The organism is Mesorhizobium sp. PL10, from assembly GCF_053714315.1.
Genome location: NZ_JBSKBR010000042.1, coordinates 1 through 19285, shown reverse-complemented (window position 1 = coordinate 19285; position 19285 = coordinate 1). Strand labels below are relative to the sequence as shown.

Sequence of the window (19285 nt, the reverse complement as noted above, 5' to 3'; positions counted from 1 at the left end):
CGCGCGGAAACTTGCCGACAATGCGCTCGAGATCGGCGAAAACGCGGTAGCGCCGCTCGGCCCTCAGAGCGTTGAGTGCGCTTTCGAAATGCGATTTGTAATCAAACATCTCCTGCTCCCGCTGCGTTCACTGCCACCCCTGTGGTTACGGACGCCAGATTTGTTCCGAAGATTTGTTCCGAAGACAACGCTCGTGCGAGGCGACGCCGGCATTGGAACCGGCAAACGTCGCGCTATCACGCCGGCATTCATGCCATGTCACCCCGCGAGATAGCTAGCATCATCAGATGACCTGCGCGAAAAGACCGACGCCGATCAGAACGCAGACGGCGCCAGTGAAACGAATAACGGAACGTAAAGTCGTGCGCTGCATCAGCAGCGCGAAAGCAATGCCGATGGAATGCAGGGAGACCGTGGCAAGCGCAAATCCCGCCATATATTCGATGCCGCCGACATTCTCGGCGGTTTCGGCCCCGTGGGCATGGCCGTGAAGAAGGGCAAAGGCGCCAATGACCACGGCACCTGCGACGATAGGCAAATCGATCGCCAGCGCGACCAGGAGGCCGAGCGCAACAACCGAAGCGAGAATGCCTGGCTCTACGAAGGGTACGGGCAAGTGTGCCATGCCAAGCGCACCGCCGACAAGGATTACGCCGACGAAAGTGACCGGCCAGACCCAAAGCGCGCGGCCGCCCTTGAGTGCTGCCCAAAGACCGACCGAGACCATCACCGTGATGTGGTCCAGTCCCGAAAACGTGTGTGCGATACCTGCAGCAAAAGATGCCGTCGAGCCAATGCCAACATGGGCGAAAGCGGGTGTCGCGGTGGCCGCGAACAGTCCGGCAAGCGTCAGAACTCTCTTCATGTTGTTCCCTTTCTACGGATGGGATCGTTTGGAGCTTTGCGCGGTGTGAATCTCACATCGACTTCAACATCGCGGGTCATGTCATGGAGGTGCAACTGGCTAACCCGTTGCCGAGTTCTCGACCACTACCTCGCTGATCTGTTTGACCGGAATCTGGTCGGTGAAGTTGCGGATGTCTCCCGAGATCTCCTTGGCGTAGGGGCCAAACGAGGACTGGTAAGCCTCGACCGAGTCGCACATCAGGTGGCACATTGCGACAAACGTGGCTGGGCCGTCCGACGCCCCGCCCGTCAACTCCTTGTCGATGGTGTAGTACTTCAATTCCGCACCCATCCTGCGCTTGATGAGCGGAAGATGCTTGTCGCGGTAGTAGTCGTGGTCGAACCGCACCCCGGGGCTGTTGGGATACATGACACTAACTTTGATCATCGTTTCTCTCCGGGATTGTCATGCGGGTACTTCCGCATCGCACGCTTCTCCTAGGTCGCCCGCGCCTGGGGCCTCATTGGCATTCGCCGCAATCGCATGCGCCTGCTTTATGGTACGGCGTGTGGGACGATTCGCGACATTCCAGCGTGCGAGTTGGAGGGCTCGCCGGTGGTCGTTGCCGCTGCCGGCATAAAATTCCGCGGCATGGTCCGCAAACGCGAGCAAATGTCGCTCAAGCAGCCCTTCGAAGCCTAACCGTGCCGCGTCGAGTTGCCTCTCGCCCTCTTCGAAGCTGCCTTGCGCGATCAGAACATCGGCAAGGCGCCACCGAACCTCCGGATCGGGGCTCGAAAGCGCTGGCACGAGCAGCTCCTGCGCCTCCCTGGGCTGGTCCTGACTCACACAGATCTCAGCCAGGTGAACACGTGCCTTGACATAGCCCGGCAGGTACGCAATCGCGCGGCGATAGCAGAGAGCGGCTAGAACCGGGTCCGGCAGAGGTACGAGTTCCCCCCACAGCATGCCGAGTTGAAAGCAGACCCAGGCCAGCGGAATCGGCGACACGTCATCGTACGAGCCCAACGCCTGCCGATAGACCGAATCAGCCTCGGCGAAGCGCTCGAGGTCGGCAAGCGCGGCGCCAAGCGGGACCAGATCTTCCAGGCTACCGCTCGCAGCAGCGATTTTCCGACGCGCAGCGAGGACGGCATCGAGATCCACGCCACAGGCCTGATTGATGCTCAAAAGATGCCGGTCGATCTCCTCCTGGGATCCGCCCATCGAAGCGGCGCGCGCTAAATGGCGTCGTGCGTCGTCGAAACGATGTGTTGTCGAAGCAACCTCGGCTTGAACTAGCTCCGCGCGAAACGAGTCATCTGCCTCTGCGAATTGCTTGGCGAGAGATTCTAGACGGTCGAGTGCGTCCAGATCGCCGAGAAACTGCGCTGTTAAAACCTCCTTTTCAACTACCGCCTCAGCGGCTCTCGACAGGCGCGCGTCTTGTGCGAAACGTGCCCATGCGCCACGGCGCGCGCTCTGAAGATTGATCGCTGCGATCTCTCCGTCGGTCGTGGATGGATAGGGATGGTCAATTTCCATGATCGTGCTCATGCGGCGGCTGCGAAACGGCGCTTCAGGCTTCCGAGGCCCGTCTTGAGCAAGGTCAACACTCTGGTCCTGACGACGATGTCGGGTTGATTGTTGGCAAGGTACTGCACGCGCCATTCCGCAACGCAGCCGCTTCCCTTCGGCAGAACTTCGATCGTGCCCTCATAGTGCGAGGCGGCAATCCCGGCGATGAGTACGTAACGGTAGACCCGCTTTGCGTTATCCACTTCTGTCAGTCGCTCGACGACTTCCCCGCCATCTCGCGTTTCGATCCTGCGGAGTTGACCCAATCCATCGCCGATCAAACGGACTCTTGCGACCAGCGGATGCCAGTCAAGGTTGAACTGCCCGATCACGGACCATACGTCGTCAGGCGCCGCGCCGAGCTCGACCGAGTCCGTGACGGTCTGAGTTTCTGTGTTCGGCGTCGCGAAATACGGGAACACTTTCGTGCCGGGCTTGGTCGCACCGGTCGCACCACCCAGAAGGAACGCGCGATCGCGGTTGACGAGCCAGGTGAGCAGAATGTCGATCGAGTTTCCGTCGACCGTACGCCCACCTCCCGTCTGATAGGGCCGGCCGTCGATCGTGCTCTTCTCGATCTCGAGGTGGCTTTCGTCGGTGATCGGCTTGGCTACGTCAAACAGTAGAAAATCGTCGAGGAAGACATTCGCGTTGGCTGCGAGTGCTTCCGGCGTCCAATCGGACTTGCCGTCTCGCATGTCCCAGTTGGTGAAGCTGTCCTTCAGGCGCTGCAGGAACAGCGGCTGTAGGTCTTTCGAAATCTCGAATGGCGTCTGCTGATTCCACAGATCGCGTATGTCGGCTACCCCGAACAGCGCGGGGTTGTTGAGTCGGACGTTCGTCTGCTCGGGGCGTCCGATCCAGTCGATACGCGCGACGGGATGTCCTATGCGGCTAGGCGGTTCCGTGGGGAGTGTCTCGGCGATCACGCCGAACAACGAGCCGTTCTCCGGATCGAGCACGCGGTGCGTATCGAATTCAACGACCATGCAAAGAACGTTGTCGTGCTGCAGCAGATTGGGAGCCTTCTCGAGCGTCGCGGCGATCCAGGCGAGATAGAACGGATCTGAACGCAGTCCGGCGAACGCTTGGCAATCGCCTTCCGGCGTGGACGTTCCCTTCTCGTCATTGACCGTGAGCGAAATCTTGCGGCCGTCGGGGAGAGTGCAGGTACCGCGCTGGATCACCTTGCTCGCCGCATCCCTGTCCAGGACTTCGAACCGGAAGGTGAAGCGAAGCTCCTGTTCCGCCGGCTGAAACTTCGCGGCGTTTCCGACGCCGGCAACACTGACCCGGCGAACGGCGATCGCGTAGTCAATGACATTGGAGAAGACGGCGCTTTCGCCAGCGGACGGAAAGACGCACATTGCGAGCACGGTGCGCGCCGGATCCATCGGACTCGTGAAGGCGAAGAGGTCGGTGATGTCGGCAGGCGGATCGCCGATCGAGCGTGGACCGTCAACGTGATCGGACATCGTCAGCCTCCGGTTGGGGTCGCGAGCCAGTGCAATGCACTGATGCTTGGCAAGAAAAAGTACTCGCCACCCTTGAGCACGTTGAACGTTTGAATGCCGTGTATGCGGCGTCTGACCGGCGCATTCGGAATCGTGAACGTCGCTCCTTCCTCCTGCCGCCCGATGATCGGATCGCGCTCTTGGCCGGCTCCGATGAAATCGCCCTCGTTGATCCACTCCTGCTGCAGGAATTCCATGGTGGCCATCGCCTTGGCACTGATGAACAGGAAGATCGCACCGCGCGGTGTCTCGTCCGCTTCCTCCGAGAGCGCGTTCGGATCGTAAGGCAGGCCATATGTCGTGCCGCGCCGGATAAGGCGGTGGATATTAACATCGGTCAGGCGGGTGAGTTTCGTATCCCGCGGATTCATGCGCCGGATGTGGCTCCCGAACGGCACCTGATGACCATGGGTGTCGTTCGCGTAGTCGAAGTCGTTGTTGCGTTTGTGATCGGCCCCGAGCGCCGGGTTGTCGGCGTCCGGCGCCAGCGTCAGGGGGGCGCCGCTGCGCCAACGGCCGACCAGTTTCGCGGCCAGCAGTTCCCGGTCTTCCTCGGTGCTGCCGTTCTCGCGGAGGAATCGATTGAAGGCGCCGACGCGCGCCTGATATTTGCGGAAGCCCACATAGGCGCCGTTGCGACCGAGAATGTCCGGCTGCGGCATCGGCAGGGCCCCCCCTGTCTCACCTGGATATCCAAGGATGAACTCGCCGGCCTTGATCGCCCGTCCATAGGACGGTGGAGGTTCGACGCCGCTGCCTTCGATCGCCGGCTGGTCGATGCCGTCTTTGTAACCCAGCGGGTTGAGGTCGCCCGGCTGGGCACCGAAGTCCTGCATGCCTAGGACGCTGACGCCCGAGAAGCCCTCGTATTGCTCGCGGGCGATAGTAAGGGCACGTTGGTGCTTTTCCTCGGAATCGCTGAATGCACTCACGCCGATATGGACTTGACCGGTGCCATACGGCTCTTCCCAATTCTTCGGATCGTTGACGCCTTCGTCGACGAGTTGCCGTGCGCGCGCCGCCATTCCTACTCGGAACGCCTCGGGAAAGCTTTGCAGCGACTCTTTCGAAAGCCCGAGCGCTTCGAGGCCCGCATAGCTGATTCCGACCGCCAGCCAGGTATTGGGCGCATTCCACCAATTGGCGGACGAGGCGATATGAGGTGTGAGCCGGCGGAGAAGGTGTCGGCCCGCCTGAGCATCGTCGACACGCAAGAGCACGTGCGTGCCGAAATATGGCGCCGGCCTGGGCCGGAGAATGACCGCCTGGATCTCATGCAAGTCAAGTGTAGGCGCGTGCGCCGAACGATCACCTACGGATTCGGTTGCGGACAACATGGGCGCATCCCTTTCATGGGTCCGGGTCCATTAGGCTCGGACCCGAGTGAACGACTGTCCGCAGCGGCTATCCAATCTTGTCGAGGAATTCCTCGACCGCCTTGCCGACGCGCTTCAGCCGTCCAGTCTCCGCCACCGTCAGATCCGGATGGGCGACATACCAGCCTTCCGCTGTGATTTGGTGCTCGGCGATCCAGTCCTTGGTCTTCGGGCTGCGAATTCCCGGCCAACCCTCGAACGCGGAGAAGATGACGTCCATTTCATCGGGTATCTTCGTCACGAAGTCCTCGATATAGGGATCCCACTGGCCGTCGAAGGCCGTCGCGAAGAGAAACTTCGTGTCGTTGTCCAGGAAGACGAAGCGCATGTTATGGAGCGTGCCAACCTTCGTTCCCGCGCTGAAGTTGCCGTTCAATAACCGCAGTACCGCGCGCAGTCGCTTAGCTCCGCCAGGCGCGAACGGAGCGATGATGGTCAGCTCGGAGACCTTGCCCAGACGGGTTCCGATCCGGCCAGCGCTTTCGGTCTGCGATACCTGCGCGTCCGCCCCCAGCGACACCATCGATGGAAGTGCGTTCTCCAGAGCCGTTTTCACGTACTGGGGTGCGTCGGCGTAAATCTGCCGCAGCTGCTGGATCTTGTCTTCAACGGCCTGATCCTGTTGCGGTCTGGCCAGCGTTTGCGTTGCCATGGCGGCATGCTCCTTTCAATTCCTTGCCTTACGATGGCCTCTAGTTGACCCCGCCTGTGCTGTCAGTGACAGTAAATCGGGGCAAATCGCGCCAAATTGCTGCTAATGTGCCTGCAGTTTCGCGTGCGTCGGATCAGGTAAAGCGTTAAGATCCTCAGCTTTCACGGGCACCTCACGAGCGGTTGTTGTAACAATCAACGTGCCGGCTTGCAGACGAACACCTTCGAGCTTTCCGGATCGTGCTCGATGCGCCAGCCGCTTCAGGTTGAAGTCGAGCATCTGTCGCGCTTCCGCGAGCCAGGCCGCACCGTCACCCTGAACGCCAAGTCCGAGCCTATCCTGCTCCTTCATTGTGATGAACGTTGACCGCGGCATCAGATGCTCGTCGATTGGTCGGAAGGTCGACTGCCGTCGACCCAGATGTCCGCCGACCGAAGTCGATCTCGTAAAGCCGCGAGCATTGCGATTTCATAGAGACGACGATCTGGCTTCTCCTGTCCAAGAATGAGCTTGCGATCGGCTTGGCTGAGGTGAGTTATGGGGACGCGTTCCGGCAGCGCTCGGCGCTTCTCGGCATAGAGCCGTCTCAGCAACGCAGTCGCCGCAAGAAGCGGATCGTGGCGGCGGGCTGAGCGGAACGTGAACGCCTGCAGGAACGCACCGGCATATTTGTTGACAGTCGCATATTGCTCGGCCGCTAAGGTACGGCGCGCATAGAGCGCGAACGATCCGAGGTCGGCGCCGACCTGATCGGCAACATACTTCAGCATTGCGCGAGGCGGAGTCTCTCCGGCGGCGAGCACTCTGCCTGGGTGCCGCATCAGGCAAAGCTGAACAGCAAAGCCGAGCTAGCGCTCCTCCTTATGAAAGCGCGCGCTCGGCGTTGCGGCCAGAGCCGTCCGGATCATTATCGCCGCCTGCGCGAGCACTTCGTCAACAAATCTGCTAGGCCAGCAAACCAAGCGGAAGGCTATCGGCGATAGCCTGTGTGTTGTTACGCCGAGCCTCTCGCGATTGCGACTGATGTTTAGGTGATGGGCGATGTCCTCGAGGGTGAGCAACGGCGCAATCGAAAGCGTAAGCGACGGCGAACCGAAAGGCGGGACGGTCATGGGGATCTGGTCTGACTTTTCGCCCGAAACAGGGAAAAACCCGATTGGCTGACGTCGCAAGATGACCGCAGAGCCTGTCGAGGTTCAATCCTATGCTCGCCCGGACAAAAACGCCTCAAAGAATACCCGCTCAAATTGTAACCCTTGCGTATTCGCGTTCGCTGTCCGCACACCAGTTCCCGACATTCCAGGACCCGTAGGAGCCGAGATTGCCAACGTCGCCGTCAGTGCTCCAATGTACCGGGACATGGACCAGCGACAGTCCGTTATATGAATGTGCCGCCTTGAGTGCGTTGCGCAACTCCTTGCGGCTATAGCCGCCGAAATGCGTGGAAAGACCCGGGATGACCTTGGCCAGCGCGACATAGTCGACGGCGACGGAGTCATTGGTGGCGTAGATCTGGCCGAACTGTGCAGCCTGTAAGCCGCTGATAGCCCCCATTCTACGGTTGTCAAGCAGGACGATCATCCCGCGCACGCCATGTTCTATCCCATCGGTAAGCACTTGTGGACTCATCCAGAAGGCTCCGTCGCCCGACACCGCAATGCAGTAGCGAGGCTTGTCCGCGATGGCTGATGCCACCAGTGAACTGACTGCAAAGCCCATATAAGAGGCACCCCCTTCGCTCATGGTGTCAAAGGGCCGGTCGTCCTCGCAGATCTGCAACGCATTGCACTGGACGTCGCCGGAATCAAATAGCTTGACCGCGTCCACCGTCTTGGCGAAATCCACGATCTCCTTGATTGCCACTGGCTGAGTCAGAACGGTCCTCTTCCAGACAGGGTCATGTTGCGGCTCAATCGCATAGCGCGCCTCTCGAAGCTCGCGCCATTCTTTTTTCTTGGCCTGGCACGCCTGAGTCCAAGTCACCCGTTCAGTAGGATCGAGACCGTCCAGCCGCTTTAGCAGAGCTTTGATGCTGGCCGCCAGATCACCCACCAGCGCGACTGTCTTGTTGTAGTGGTTCACATCCGACCAGTCGGCATTGATGTTGATGACTGCCTTGGCGTTCCGGTAGCCGAGCCCCGAGCAATCCGCCTGACAGACCGAGCGCGAACCCGCCACTATGACCAGGTCAGCCTCCGACATGGCGAAATTGCCTGAAAGAGAGCCCTTGGTGCCGCCGACATGCAAGTTGTTGGGATGCAGATCCGGCAAGATGCCGGCGCTGACAGGAGACGTAATGACCGCGGCGCCGGTGCGCTCGGCCAGGTTGCGGATTGACTCGCCGTGCCGCCGGCTACCACCACCTGCCTTAATGACGATACGATCGTATTTTCGGATCAAGTCGGCCGCTGCATCCAGATCCGGCTCGGAGGCGGCGCCGAGACTAGCCGACGCGCGTTGCGGAAGCGCCAGCAGGTTCAGCCCGTGGATTGTGCGCGGTTGGATGTTCATCGGTACATGTACAAAGAATGGGCCGGCGTGGAAGGGATGGAAGACCCGCGCGCTGCCGCGCCGCATCATGTCGCGCAGGGCCTCCGGCGTGTGCAGCAGATAGGATTCGGAAGCCAACGCCGTCATGCGACTGAAGATATGTTGCTCCGTCGGCTTTGGAATGCCTTGGAAGTTCTGTCCTTCTCCATGAGTCGTTTCGTCTCCGTAGATATGATAGAGGCCAACTCCGTTGGTAATCGATGTAAGCGCCCCGGCCATGGCCTGCAGTGGACCCGGCCCGATTGAGGCCACGAGCGCGACGGGTTCATCGTAAAGCCAGCGCATCGTGGTGGCCGCGTGCGCCATCGAGACCTCGTTGTGGAAAGCGTAGGTTTTCACCAGCCCCGCTTCCTCATAGATACGCAACATGTCCCCGATCGAGGTCGATCCGTGACCGAAGATCGCCAGGTACTTCGTCACGCCCTGGCGCAACAGGCCGAGCACGATGCCTTCCGACACCGACACGTCCACGAATTGCGGGAGCGTGCCCGCCTCGATGGCCGCCTCGATGCCGCCAGCAGCGGTGATCGCCGCCGCGTGCTTCTCCGGTGAGAGACCAGACTCGTCCGTGACATTCATTGCAATGACCCTTCCACGTCGCTCGATTTCACGATGCGAACTCGGCGCATTTTTGCCAACACGCATTTCTATATAAGAAACGTACCATGGCCTTTAGTCAACATAGTTCTGTCTTTCCCCTCTATTTTTTGCTTTTTTGAAATCAGAATTGCAACTTTGGCAACGGACAAGCGGGAGGCGGCGAAAAAAGGCTGTTTACGGAGAGCAACCGGAAAGACCGGAATTCTGGTCGCGCTGGCTGGCGTGACGCCCGTGCCTGCCAAGGCGGAGGACACTACCGGCATCGCCAGCTCCGGTGGGAGTGATGCTCGCCGCTGGGCGGGCAACACTTTGGGGCCCTGCGACCGAAAAACTCGGCCTGAAGTACCTTGAGGACACAATCGAGGAAGGTCTGAACGAGGCAGCGCTCGGCCTCCAGGAGGGAATCCTCACGCCTATCGATTAGTCGGTGTTCAACAAAGATGGGTTCAAAGGAAATGCCACAAATTACTGTGTGGGTTACCGGACGGATCCATCCTCGCTAGCGGAAGATCAAAACCTATGGAAAGAACGGTCCACAGATTTGGGCTGACTTTTGGGAGATGAAAAAGTTCCCGAGACCCGTGCCGTGCGGGCAAATGCCGAGGGCGGAGATCGAGGCGGCGCTTATGGCCGACGGTGTCGCCTGAGAATGTCTACAAGGTACTCGCGGAGAAAGGCCACTGGAGCGCGCCATTACAAGGAAATCAAGCCTCATGTTGCCGTTAGACGAACGCAGGTGGTGCAACTTTAGCGGGACCGTGAGGTTGATATGGCAACTGGCTGGGACGGTCGTTTCCAAGCTGTCCAAAAGATGGCGGCCCGGCCGACTTTACCTGGAACACTGCATGATGGCGACCCGCACCAATTATTGGCCACGCACCAGCAAGGCTTGTGGCACCGGTGTCATGTCCCAGTATGCCATAAAGCTGCCCCCAACTCCCCGGAGAATGCAAACGCAGATCCCTCCATCCAGACTGCTGGGCCACGAACAACAACCGTACGCAAAAGCACTTTTTGACGAATAATGACCCCGTTGGGTGCGAGACATCGATGACGAAACCGGCGCCGATTTCCATCGAAGCATTTGCAAGGCTACGGGTCCGCGATGTCTCCTTGGAGGCTGGGGCCGGTGAATTCCTGGCCCTGCTTGGCCCATCGGGATCTGGCAAGGGCACCTTGCTGATGGCGTTGGCGGGTTTGGCATTCCAGAACGGGGTGCGATCCGCATCGCCGGCGAGAGCGTCGTCGATCGCTCCGCCAACAAGCGCCACATCGGAGTCGCCTTCCAAAGATATGCGCTCTCTTTCCGCAAGTGAGTGTATTCGAAACCTGCCGATTCCGCTTCTGTGAGCACATGCGACCGACTGAGGTCAACGCGCGAGTTGCCGCAAGCTGCAGCAGGTGCAACTGGCGTACATGGCCCATTTCTGAGCTCTCGGATGGGCAGCGTCCCACCGCGTGGCGATGGCGCGCGCGATCGTATTCGAGCCGAGGTGATGCTCATGGATGAGCCACTCTCAGTGGTCGACAAGAAACTGCGCGAGGAAATGCAGGTCGAAATCCGCGAACTCCACCGGCGCCTGGTTCCCTGAATGCCCCGATGCTCGCCGCCGCGTGCATCAGGTCAGGCCCGTCCGCAACGTCGCGCAGTACACCGGCAAGATAAAGACCTGCAGCATAATATAGACCATGCCCAGCATCGCCGCGGAGAATTGAAGACCAGGCGCAGTGGATCAGAGATCGCCCCGATTTCAACGAGGAATGTGTTGACCACGCCGTTTCGCTCCAGGAGCACGAGCCAGGCATAGGTCCGCACGAGAACCGAAGTCCAGAACGACAGTATCACGGCCGTCAACGGCAGGGGGCGCCTTCCCGCTCCAGGATATTGATCCCCTCCGATCTGAATCGTGGCCAGCGCGGTTGCGAAGGCGACCAGGAAAGTAGGCAAGAAAACGCTTCGATAGCCGGGGGACACGAACACCGTATGGTAGTTCTGGCGTTGCCGTCCAGGTCGAAGGCAGATGGCCAGGAGAGCCAGAACGGCAGCAACACAGCACCGCGACAAGCGTGAGGCTGGGCCGCCGTGGCGATGCTGTTGTCCGTGGGGCGGCACACCACAATGCGCAAACTCATGTTCACGTTGCTGCACGATCAGATCGATCTCGTCATCGCCGTTGTCTCGACACTGCCGCACGTCGTTGCCGGGGTGGTGGTGATTGTCCTTCAGTTTAGCGGGAGCGCTTGCAGAATCGTTGAACCGGACTCTCTGGCGGACGAAGCACCTTGATCAGCGTTCATCCTCGGCGTTCGCAGACGCCCGTTGGAACAATCGTGTGCGCGCGTGGTTGTATTGAAAATATCAACCTGAATTGTGATATAAGCTATATCATCGAATGGGGAAGCGGATATAACCGGATTAGTTGGGCCGTCGGGGAGTCTCCGGCGATTGATTTCTACAGGGCAGAATCGAGCAGGCGATATGGACAAGATGCTGGAACGAAAGGGTGCCGTCGACAGTGTTGAGGGCTCCGATGACGAGCAGCCGGGCGTAAAGACCCTCGACAAGGGTTTGAGGATCCTTGATTTCATTATCGGACGACAGCGTAGCTTCGGCGTCAGCGAGATCGCCAACGAATTCGGGATGGACAAGGGCTCTGCATATCGGTTTCTGACGACATTCGATCGCTATGGTGTGCTACGCCAGGACAAGCAGAGCCGCAAATACGGCCTTGGCACAAAATTCCTGGTCTGGGCCTCGCGGGCGAACTCGCTGACCCCTATCGTAACCTTGGCGCGTCCCTCGCTGGAGGAACTGGCGCGCCAGACAGGCCTCGAGGCGCATCTGGCGCTGATGTCGCATCGCACAGGGGTGCTCGTTGATACTGCCTTTCCGAATACGCCGATGTCGACCCGCAGCCTGATCGGGCTCGAAGAGCCATTGCATAACACCGCTCTCGGCAAGGCACTGCTTGCCTTTCTCCCCGAGGATGAAATGACTGCGCTGGTCGAGACCATTCCGCTGGCCAAATCGACGGACAATACGATCGTCGACCGTGCTGTACTGGTCGAGTCCCTGATGGAAATCCGGCGAACGGGCGTGGCAACCGACCGCGGCGAGTTTTTCGCGTTCCTGACGTGTTTTGCGGCGCCCGTCTTTGACGAAACCGAACGCGTGGTTGCATCAATCGGGGTGTCCGCCGTGGCCGACTCGCTGACGGATAGGGTAGAGCGTGACATATACAAGAAGCTCATCCAGATATCGGATGGCCTCAGCCGGCAGTTGTCCGGCTGACAAGCTAATGGCGGAGGCTGCGGCTCCCCTGCCCCGCCATCCCGATGTCAGACCCCGAGATCGCGCAGAAAAGCAGGCGACCTGGGTAAGCACGGTCACGGGGCGTGCTTCCGGCCGGAATATTTCGCCTCATATTCGATGGGCAGTGCGCCGGCATGGCCAAAGCTGTGAAAGTCGGTCTCGCCGTCACCAGTGACCGGACGCTGAGTTCGGGGAGCACCCTTGGCATGCTTGATATGCACGTGGAGCCAACCAGTGAACGACCTCCGTCTGATCGCTCGCCAATCGCCTGGAAATGGCTTGGATCGAAATTGACCGCCAGTTCCATCGGCGCGAGCGCTTCGGCCGTTCCTGATAGCGACCGCACTGCGCGCACATTTGGGGTGCGCATGATTGGAGGCCCACGCTCACGCCCTTTTCGCCGGCCTTGCTCAGCATGGTGAACGGGTTCGATGAACAGCGGCATCATCGCCGTCTCGTTCTGTCCGGGGGCGGCCGACCTAAACAGAGATGGACGTGGTCCACGCCGATGGCTGTCGCACGGTCGATCATCGCGCTCACATGCGAAAGGACCCGCTGCCGTTCAGCCTGGTCCTTTGCGAAGAAATAAAAGCGCTCACCGCGAAAAGTCCCGAGGCTGCACGGTAGCGGCCGGATCGAGGCAGGGATCGAGCCTCATCTCGGCATCATGTGCGGCGGGAAGTTGACGGAATGCCGTCCCCGTTGAAGGCAAAGTCAGCATAGCCTGCTTCGGCCACGACCGTGGCCACGTCTGGCAGGGAAAGATGCGAGAGCAAAGTGCTATCGGGACGCATCGGCGATCATTGATCGAAATGCTGGCGCCCAGTGTACCGCAATAGGGCGTTTCTGCCACTCGTTGTGTATGTTGAAATTGCAATTGATAGGGAACTCAGCCTCCCGAATGAATTTAAGGGTTTATTGTCGCAGTGACGCTGGTGCGTTTGCAATTTAGCAAAAAGCGTCTTTACTATTGGCAACAATCTGCGGTACACAGCTCCACATTGGCTAACGAGAGGAGGGGTCGAAGCGGCGCGCGACCAGCGCACCCGATGGCCCAGATAACATGAAAATTACCGGTATCAGTTCGATTGTAGTCAACGCGAAGATGCGCAACTGGGTGTTGGTTCGGGTGGATACGTCGGTGCCGGGCCTGTATGGCTGGGGTGAAGCGACGCTGAACTGGAAGACTCGCGCCGTGACCGGCGCGGTCGAGGATTTGGCGCAGCTGATGATTGGCACCGATCCGCGGGACATCGAACAGGCCGTGCGGCGGATGAACAAGCATAGCTACTACCGCCTGGGCATTATCGGCGCCTCAGCGATCAGCGGGATCGAACACGCGCTCTGGGACATCTCGGCCAAGGAACTAGGCGTGCCGGTCTGGCGCTTGCTGGGTGGAAAAGTGCGTGAGCGCGTGGATCTCTACTCGCATCCGGGGCTGGGGGAGATGAAGACCCTGTACGAAGATACTTTCGACCCTAGCAAGCTGGTTGAGGCTTCCCAGAAGGTGCTTGAAAAGGGATTCCGTGCGGTCAAGGTGGTCTGCGTTCCGTATTCTCACGCGACAACCACCCGCGCCGCCTGTCGCAACCTCGAGCGGCTGGGCATTGCGCTGCGCGAAGGTCTGGGGGACGATGCGGCGATCATGGTTGATTTCCATGGCCGCGCCGCCACGGTCAGCGCGACGCTCGAATACATAAAGGCGCTAGAGCCGATGGGCCCGATGTTCGTGGAGGAGCCCGTTCAACCCGGCGACACCAAGGCCATGCGGGAAATAGTCGAGCGCTCGCCCGTGCCGATCGCGACCGGCGAGCGCCTTGTCGGGTTGCGTGAATTCGACGAATTGCTGAGCGCGCGGGCCTGCCATATCGTCCAACCCGATCTCAACCACTGCGGCGGCCTGCTCGAGGGGAAGAAGGTCGCCACCCTGGCCGAGATCGCACAGGCGGGTGTCGCGCCACACAATCCCAACGGTCCCCTAGCGGCCATGGCTTCACTCCACTTCGGCATCTCGACACCGAACTTCGTCATCCTAGAGGCCATGCCGGGTGCAGTGCCCTGGTATCACGACGTGGTCGAGGGGCTGCCCGAGATGGTCGACGGCCGTTGGGGCGCACCCGACAAGCCCGGATTCGGCGTCGAGGTCAACGAGAAGGAAGCTGCCAAGCATCCGTTCCTGCAGGAGGTTCTGCACACGCAAACTGCTGTGCTGGACGACGGCACGCTGGTGGACTGGTAAGATGGGGGGCGAGACTACGGCGTATCCGATCGTTGGCCCGATTATCGGCGGCGCCCGTCTTTCGGCGCTCGGCCGCAAGGTCATCCCGGTTGAGAATCCGGCAACACTTGAAAACCTCGGCGATCTGGTGCTGGCCACGGACGCTGATCTCGATGCTGCCCTGGCTGCGGCGGAACGCGGTTTCGCACTATGGCGCCGCACCTCGCCGTTGGAACGTTCGCGCGTCCTGCGACGGGCCGCCGTGCTGCTCCGAGAGCGTGTCGAGGACATCGCGTGGGTCATGACGCTGGAGCAGGGCAAGGTACTGGCGGAATCACGCGCGGAGATCCTCGCCTCCGCCGAGATATTCGAATGGAGCGCCGAGGAGGGCCGCCGCAGCTACGGTCGCGTCATCCCGGCGCGCGAAGCCGGTCAGCATTTCGAGGTGCGGCACGAGCCGATCGGCCCGGTAGCCGCCTTCAGCGCCTGGAACTTCCCGATGGTCCTGCCGGCCCGCAAGGTCGCAGCGGCGTTAGCGGCTGGCTGTTCGGTGATCCTGAAGCCGTCCGAGGAGACGCCTGGCGTCGGCTCCATGATGGTCCAGGCGATCCTCGACGCGGGACTGCCGCCGGATGTGCTCTCATTGGTTTTTGGCGATCCGCCGCATCTTTCGGCAAAACTCATCGCCTCAAATGTAATCCGCAAGGCGTCAATCACCGGATCGATTCCCGCCGGACGGGCGGTCGCGGCGCTTTGCGGGCAACATCTCAAGCGTTGCACGCTGGAACTGGGCGGGCATGCCGCGATCGGCGTCTTTGCGGATGTCGACCTGCCGGACGTCGTCACCAGGCTCGCCACCACGAAGTTCCGCAACAGCGGGCAGGTCTGCGTCTCGCCCACCCGGTTCTTCGTGCAGAACGCCATCTATGACGATTTCGTCGAGGGTTTCGTCCGCTACGCGAATGGCCTGAAGGTCGGCAACGGGCTAGACCTCGAAAGCCAGATGGGCCCCCTTGCCAATGGGCGGCGGCTGGAGTCGGTTGAGCGCATAATCGCCGACGCGGTTCAAAAGGGCGCGCGCGTGGCTGCGGGTGGCAAGCGGATCGGCAATGTCGGCTATTTCCATGAGCCCACGGTGCTGGTGGACGTTGCGGACAACGCAGCCGTGCTCACCGACGAACCTTTTGGTCCTGTCGCCACGATACTGAGGTTTTCCGAAGCCGAGGAGTTCGTATCGCGGGCGAATTCGCTGGAATTCGGGTTGGCGTCTTCAGTGTTTTCCAACGATCTCAAGATTACCCGCTACGTCTCTGCAGAGCTGCAGGTCGGGATGGTCGGGGTCAACGAAGTGGCCTATGGCTTGGCCGAGACACCGGTCTGCGGTGTCAAGTCCAGCGGCATGGGCCACGAGGGCGGCATGGAAGGCGTGGCTGATCACATGGTCACAAAATTCATTACCGAGCGAGGCTGAATGGCCGCCAGATATACTGCTGCCCATTGGGGAGTCTATGAGCTCGACGCGAAGGGAACGCCGGTTCCCCTGCGCGACGATCCGGACCCATCCCGGATCGGCAACGGCTGGCTAAGTGCGGCGCGAGACACCGCCAGTCGAATTGCGGCGCCAGCGGCACGTAAGGGCTGGCTTGCCGGTGATCGTGGAAAGCAGCGTTGTGATGATAGCTTTGTAGAAATCGGTTGGGACCGCGCAATTGAGCTCGTGGCCGGCGAGCTAGAGCGCGTTCGCGGCACCTATGGCAATAACGCCATTTTTGCGGGCTCATACGGTTGGGCGAGCGCCGGGCGCTTTCACCATCCACAAGGGCAGCTGCGCCGCTTTCTCAACCTGATTGGCGGGCATGTGGGCAAGCGGGATTCCTACTCCTTTGCCGCCGCAGAGGTGCTTTTGCCCCGAATTCTGGGTTTGTCGAGAGAGGCGCATGAGGACAACATGACCGGGCTTGAGCTGGTGGCGAAGAAATGTTCGCTGCTGGTGGCCTTTGGCGGGTTCTCCGGGCGCACCGCACAGGTGGATTCAGGTGGTACTTCTGACCACCGGCTGCGGAACCTGCACGCCCAGATGGCCGCGCGCGGAGCGGAACTTGTCTCTGTTTCCCCCCGGCGGGACGATTTTCCCGGCGCTGAGCGAGTATCCATTCGACCGGGCAGTGATACCGCGATGATGGTTGCCCTCTCCTACGAGATACTGGCGGCTGGCAGGCAAAACGAACCATTCCTAGCACGCTACACCAGTGGGTGGCCTCAATACCGCGCCTACTTGTTGGGCGAGCAAGACGGGCAAACAAAATCCGCCGACTGGGCCGCTCCGCTTTGCGATGTGCCGGCACAGCAAATCCGCAGCCTCGCGATACGCATGGCCGACGCTCGCACGATGATCTCTATAACCTGGTCGTTACAGCGGGCGGAGCATGGCGAGCAACCGTTATGGGCGGCGCTGGCAATGGCGACGATTCTTGGCCAGATGGATCAGCCGGGGCTGGGCTTCGGCTTCGGCTATGGGTCCAGCAACGCGGTCGGCCGCACACAACGGGGATTCCGCTGGCCCGCGTTTCCGCAAGGGCAGAACCCAGTAAAGGATTTCATTCCGGTGGCGCGGATCACGGATATGCTGCTTTCGCCAATGGCGGAGTATGTTTACGATGGTGAGACACGCCGCTACCCCGATATTCGCTTAGTCTACTGGGCCGGGGGCAATCCCTTTCATCACCATCAGGATCTGATGCGGCTTGAAGGCGCGTGGACGCGCCCGGAAACAGTGATCGTACACGAACACAGCTGGACCGCGACCGCGCGGCGGGCGGATCTGGTGCTGCCTTGCACCACGCCGCTGGAGCGCACGGACATGATGATCAACAAGCGCGATCCGGCGCTGTTTTTTATGTCGCCGTCTCACGCGCCCTATGGTCAGGCCAAGGACGACCACGAGATATTCCGCCGGCTTGCCCGCCATTTCGGTGTGGAGGAGGCCTTCACGGAAAACCGCGATGTCGAGGGGTGGCTTCGGAAGCTGTGGGACGGGACGCGCCTCGAGGCCGACCGACACGGTATCGCATTGCCGGATTTCGACGCGTTCCGCCGAGAGGGGCGGATTGACATACCACCCCCTGAAAAATCGCAGGTTCTTTTGGGGGATTTCTTCACCGACCCGGAGGCGGCGGCGTTGAAGACGGAAAGCGGTCGGATAACTCTTTTCAACCGCGCCATCGCCGATCTTCGGCTGGCCAATTGTCCAGGCCATCCGGCTTGGATTATGCCGACCGAGAGCTTGCTGACCGCCAAAGCAGGGGAGCTTCACCTGATCTCTGGGCAGCCTGATACCCGGCTACACGGTCAGAACGACCGCGGAAAAGAGTCTCTGTCTGAGAAAATCGAGGGCCGAGAGCCCTGTGAGTTGCATCCCGAAACGGCTGCCGAGCTTGGATTGGCAGCTGGCGATGTTGTGCGGATTTACAATGATCGTGGAGCTTGCCTTGCGGGATTGAAATTGGACGCAGGCCTGCGACGCGACTGCGTCTTTCTGGCGGCGGGCGCCTGGTTTGACCCGCAGATCGTGGACGGAAGCCGGATCGATGTGCACGGCAACCCGAACACCTTAACCCGGGACAAAGGATGTTCGGACCTGACCCAGGGCACGTCCAGCCACAGTTGCCTGGTGCGGCTGGCGCGTTGGGCGGGCGATCTGCCGCCTCTGTCGGTCGACCGCCTGCCGGTGATCGAACCGGCAGGGCAGGTTCCCGGGTTTCCAACTTGAGCAAATCCAGGAAAAGTGTGAACGGTTTTTCGCCCAGAATTGCGTCAAAACAAAAAAATAGGGCGCCTCTGTGTTGCCGTGAAACGATGAACCGACCCTGGAAGGTTGCGATTACAGTGGCCGGCCTTTCGAGCGGGCGCCGACCGGTTCAGCTGTAGCTCGGCAATATCCAGGGTGTGCCCGCAGGCTGCGGCAGATCCATCCACCGGCGCTCGTTTTGCGCAGTGTAAGCGGCGTGCATCACCTCGATATTGTGCACCCCGTCCGCCAGAGTCGTCTCGCCCCGCAGGAGTTGAGCGAAGGCTCGCATCTGGTCCATATAGAAGCTGCGCCGTGCCGGGGCAGAGCAGGTACCAGCCCTCAGTCTTGCGCCGGAGTTATAGGCGCCAAAGCGAGGCTGCGCATTCTCCTGCGACACGGACGGGAACTCATCGAACGCATGATAAGAGAACACCGCGAGCGGCGCCACGGTCGTGCCGCTCATCACGAGCTGGGACAAATACAGCGACCCTCCGGTGCCGCGGCGGTCTGTGCTGAAATGGTGCGTGGGCGAAATGCGATCAGAGGCGAACGTGCCCAGCGCACCATTGGTCCTCTCGACCAGAAGGTGCACATTGTCGTCGACGCCAGTCAGATCATGTACCAGTTCCGCCGAACGGTTGGTGATGTTCATCATCGTGTCGGCCGCCCGACATTTCCAGGTTCCGGCGGTAATCGTCGATCGAACCACCTTCCATCTGTGCGAGAGCACATGGCGGACGGAATGAGGTTGCCGAGCGCGCTGCTGCGGACGACCTCGGGAGCTAGCCTGAAAAATTCATTGGGGGTTGGCGGATGTGGTGCAAGCCATTGAAATGACGTAGGATTT

The 19285-nt window shown here is 60.5% G+C and carries 14 protein-coding genes and 2 pseudogenes; 6 read left to right on the top strand and 10 right to left on the bottom strand.

Going from position 1 to position 19285, the window contains the following annotated elements; genetic code table 11:
• Positions 1–283: 283 nt before the first annotated feature.
• From ACWGTO_RS30645 to ACWGTO_RS30605, 9 genes and pseudogenes are all read right to left on the bottom strand, one after another.
• On the bottom strand, positions 284–865 hold the full coding sequence (locus ACWGTO_RS30645; protein WP_454578497.1) for a HupE/UreJ family protein: 582 nt from the start codon (positions 863–865) through the stop codon (positions 284–286).
• A 99-nt stretch (positions 866–964) separates the two neighbouring features.
• Positions 965–1294: an EthD family reductase gene (locus ACWGTO_RS30640; RefSeq protein WP_454578496.1), complete on the bottom strand. Its 330-nt coding sequence runs from the start codon at positions 1292–1294 to the stop codon at positions 965–967.
• Between the two features lie 18 nt (positions 1295–1312).
• The gene (locus ACWGTO_RS30635) at positions 1313–2404 is read right to left on the bottom strand and encodes a hypothetical protein (RefSeq protein WP_454578495.1); all 1092 of its coding nucleotides are present in this window, start codon (positions 2402–2404) and stop codon (positions 1313–1315) included.
• A complete protein-coding gene (locus ACWGTO_RS30630) occupies positions 2401–3900 on the bottom strand; it encodes a DUF4331 family protein (RefSeq protein ID WP_454578494.1) in 1500 nt (499 codons plus the stop codon). Before ACWGTO_RS30630 ends, ACWGTO_RS30635 begins: the two co-directional genes overlap by 4 nt.
• 2 nt (positions 3901–3902) lie before the next feature.
• Positions 3903–5276, bottom strand: a complete 1374-nt coding sequence (locus tag ACWGTO_RS30625; RefSeq protein WP_454578493.1) for a Dyp-type peroxidase — start codon at positions 5274–5276, stop codon at positions 3903–3905.
• A 67-nt stretch (positions 5277–5343) separates the two neighbouring features.
• A complete protein-coding gene (locus ACWGTO_RS30620; RefSeq protein WP_454578492.1) occupies positions 5344–5967 on the bottom strand; it encodes a hypothetical protein in 624 nt (207 codons plus the stop codon).
• A gap of 141 nt (positions 5968–6108) precedes the next feature.
• Positions 6109–6668, bottom strand: a pseudogene (locus ACWGTO_RS30615) (Tn3 family transposase); the annotation flags it as partial.
• An 18-nt stretch (positions 6669–6686) separates the two neighbouring features.
• Positions 6687–6788 (bottom strand): annotated as a pseudogene (locus ACWGTO_RS30610) (hypothetical protein); the annotation flags it as partial.
• Positions 6789–7209: 421 nt separating this feature from the next.
• Positions 7210–9096 carry a thiamine pyrophosphate-dependent enzyme gene (locus tag ACWGTO_RS30605; protein WP_454578491.1) on the bottom strand — a complete coding sequence of 629 codons (1887 nt, stop codon included), beginning with the start codon at positions 9094–9096 and terminating at the stop codon, positions 7210–7212.
• A gap of 1071 nt (positions 9097–10167) precedes the next feature.
• Here ACWGTO_RS30605 and ACWGTO_RS30600 point away from each other — a divergent pair.
• The 6 genes from ACWGTO_RS30600 (at position 10168) to ACWGTO_RS30575 (ending at position 18417) form a co-directional block, all read left to right on the top strand.
• A complete protein-coding gene (locus ACWGTO_RS30600) occupies positions 10168–10467 on the top strand; it encodes an ATP-binding cassette domain-containing protein (protein ID WP_454578490.1) in 300 nt (99 codons plus the stop codon).
• Between the two features lie 733 nt (positions 10468–11200).
• Positions 11201–11404 carry a hypothetical protein gene (locus ACWGTO_RS30595; protein WP_454578489.1) on the top strand — a complete coding sequence of 68 codons (204 nt, stop codon included), beginning with the start codon at positions 11201–11203 and terminating at the stop codon, positions 11402–11404.
• A 192-nt stretch (positions 11405–11596) separates the two neighbouring features.
• Positions 11597–12409 carry an IclR family transcriptional regulator gene (locus tag ACWGTO_RS30590; RefSeq protein ID WP_454578488.1) on the top strand — a complete coding sequence of 271 codons (813 nt, stop codon included), beginning with the start codon at positions 11597–11599 and terminating at the stop codon, positions 12407–12409.
• 1084 nt (positions 12410–13493) lie between these two features.
• A complete protein-coding gene (locus tag ACWGTO_RS30585) occupies positions 13494–14669 on the top strand; it encodes an enolase C-terminal domain-like protein (RefSeq protein ID WP_454578487.1) in 1176 nt (391 codons plus the stop codon).
• 1 nt (position 14670) lies between these two features.
• Positions 14671–16119, top strand: coding sequence for an NAD-dependent succinate-semialdehyde dehydrogenase (locus tag ACWGTO_RS30580; RefSeq protein ID WP_454578486.1), 1449 nt, complete (start codon positions 14671–14673; stop codon positions 16117–16119).
• A complete protein-coding gene (locus ACWGTO_RS30575) occupies positions 16120–18417 on the top strand; it encodes a molybdopterin-dependent oxidoreductase (RefSeq protein ID WP_454578485.1) in 2298 nt (765 codons plus the stop codon).
• A gap of 148 nt (positions 18418–18565) precedes the next feature.
• On the opposite strand, the gene ACWGTO_RS30570 is transcribed toward ACWGTO_RS30575, so the two are convergent.
• On the bottom strand, positions 18566–19093 hold the full coding sequence (locus ACWGTO_RS30570; protein WP_454578484.1) for a hypothetical protein: 528 nt from the start codon (positions 19091–19093) through the stop codon (positions 18566–18568).
• Positions 19094–19285: the final 192 nt, after the last annotated feature.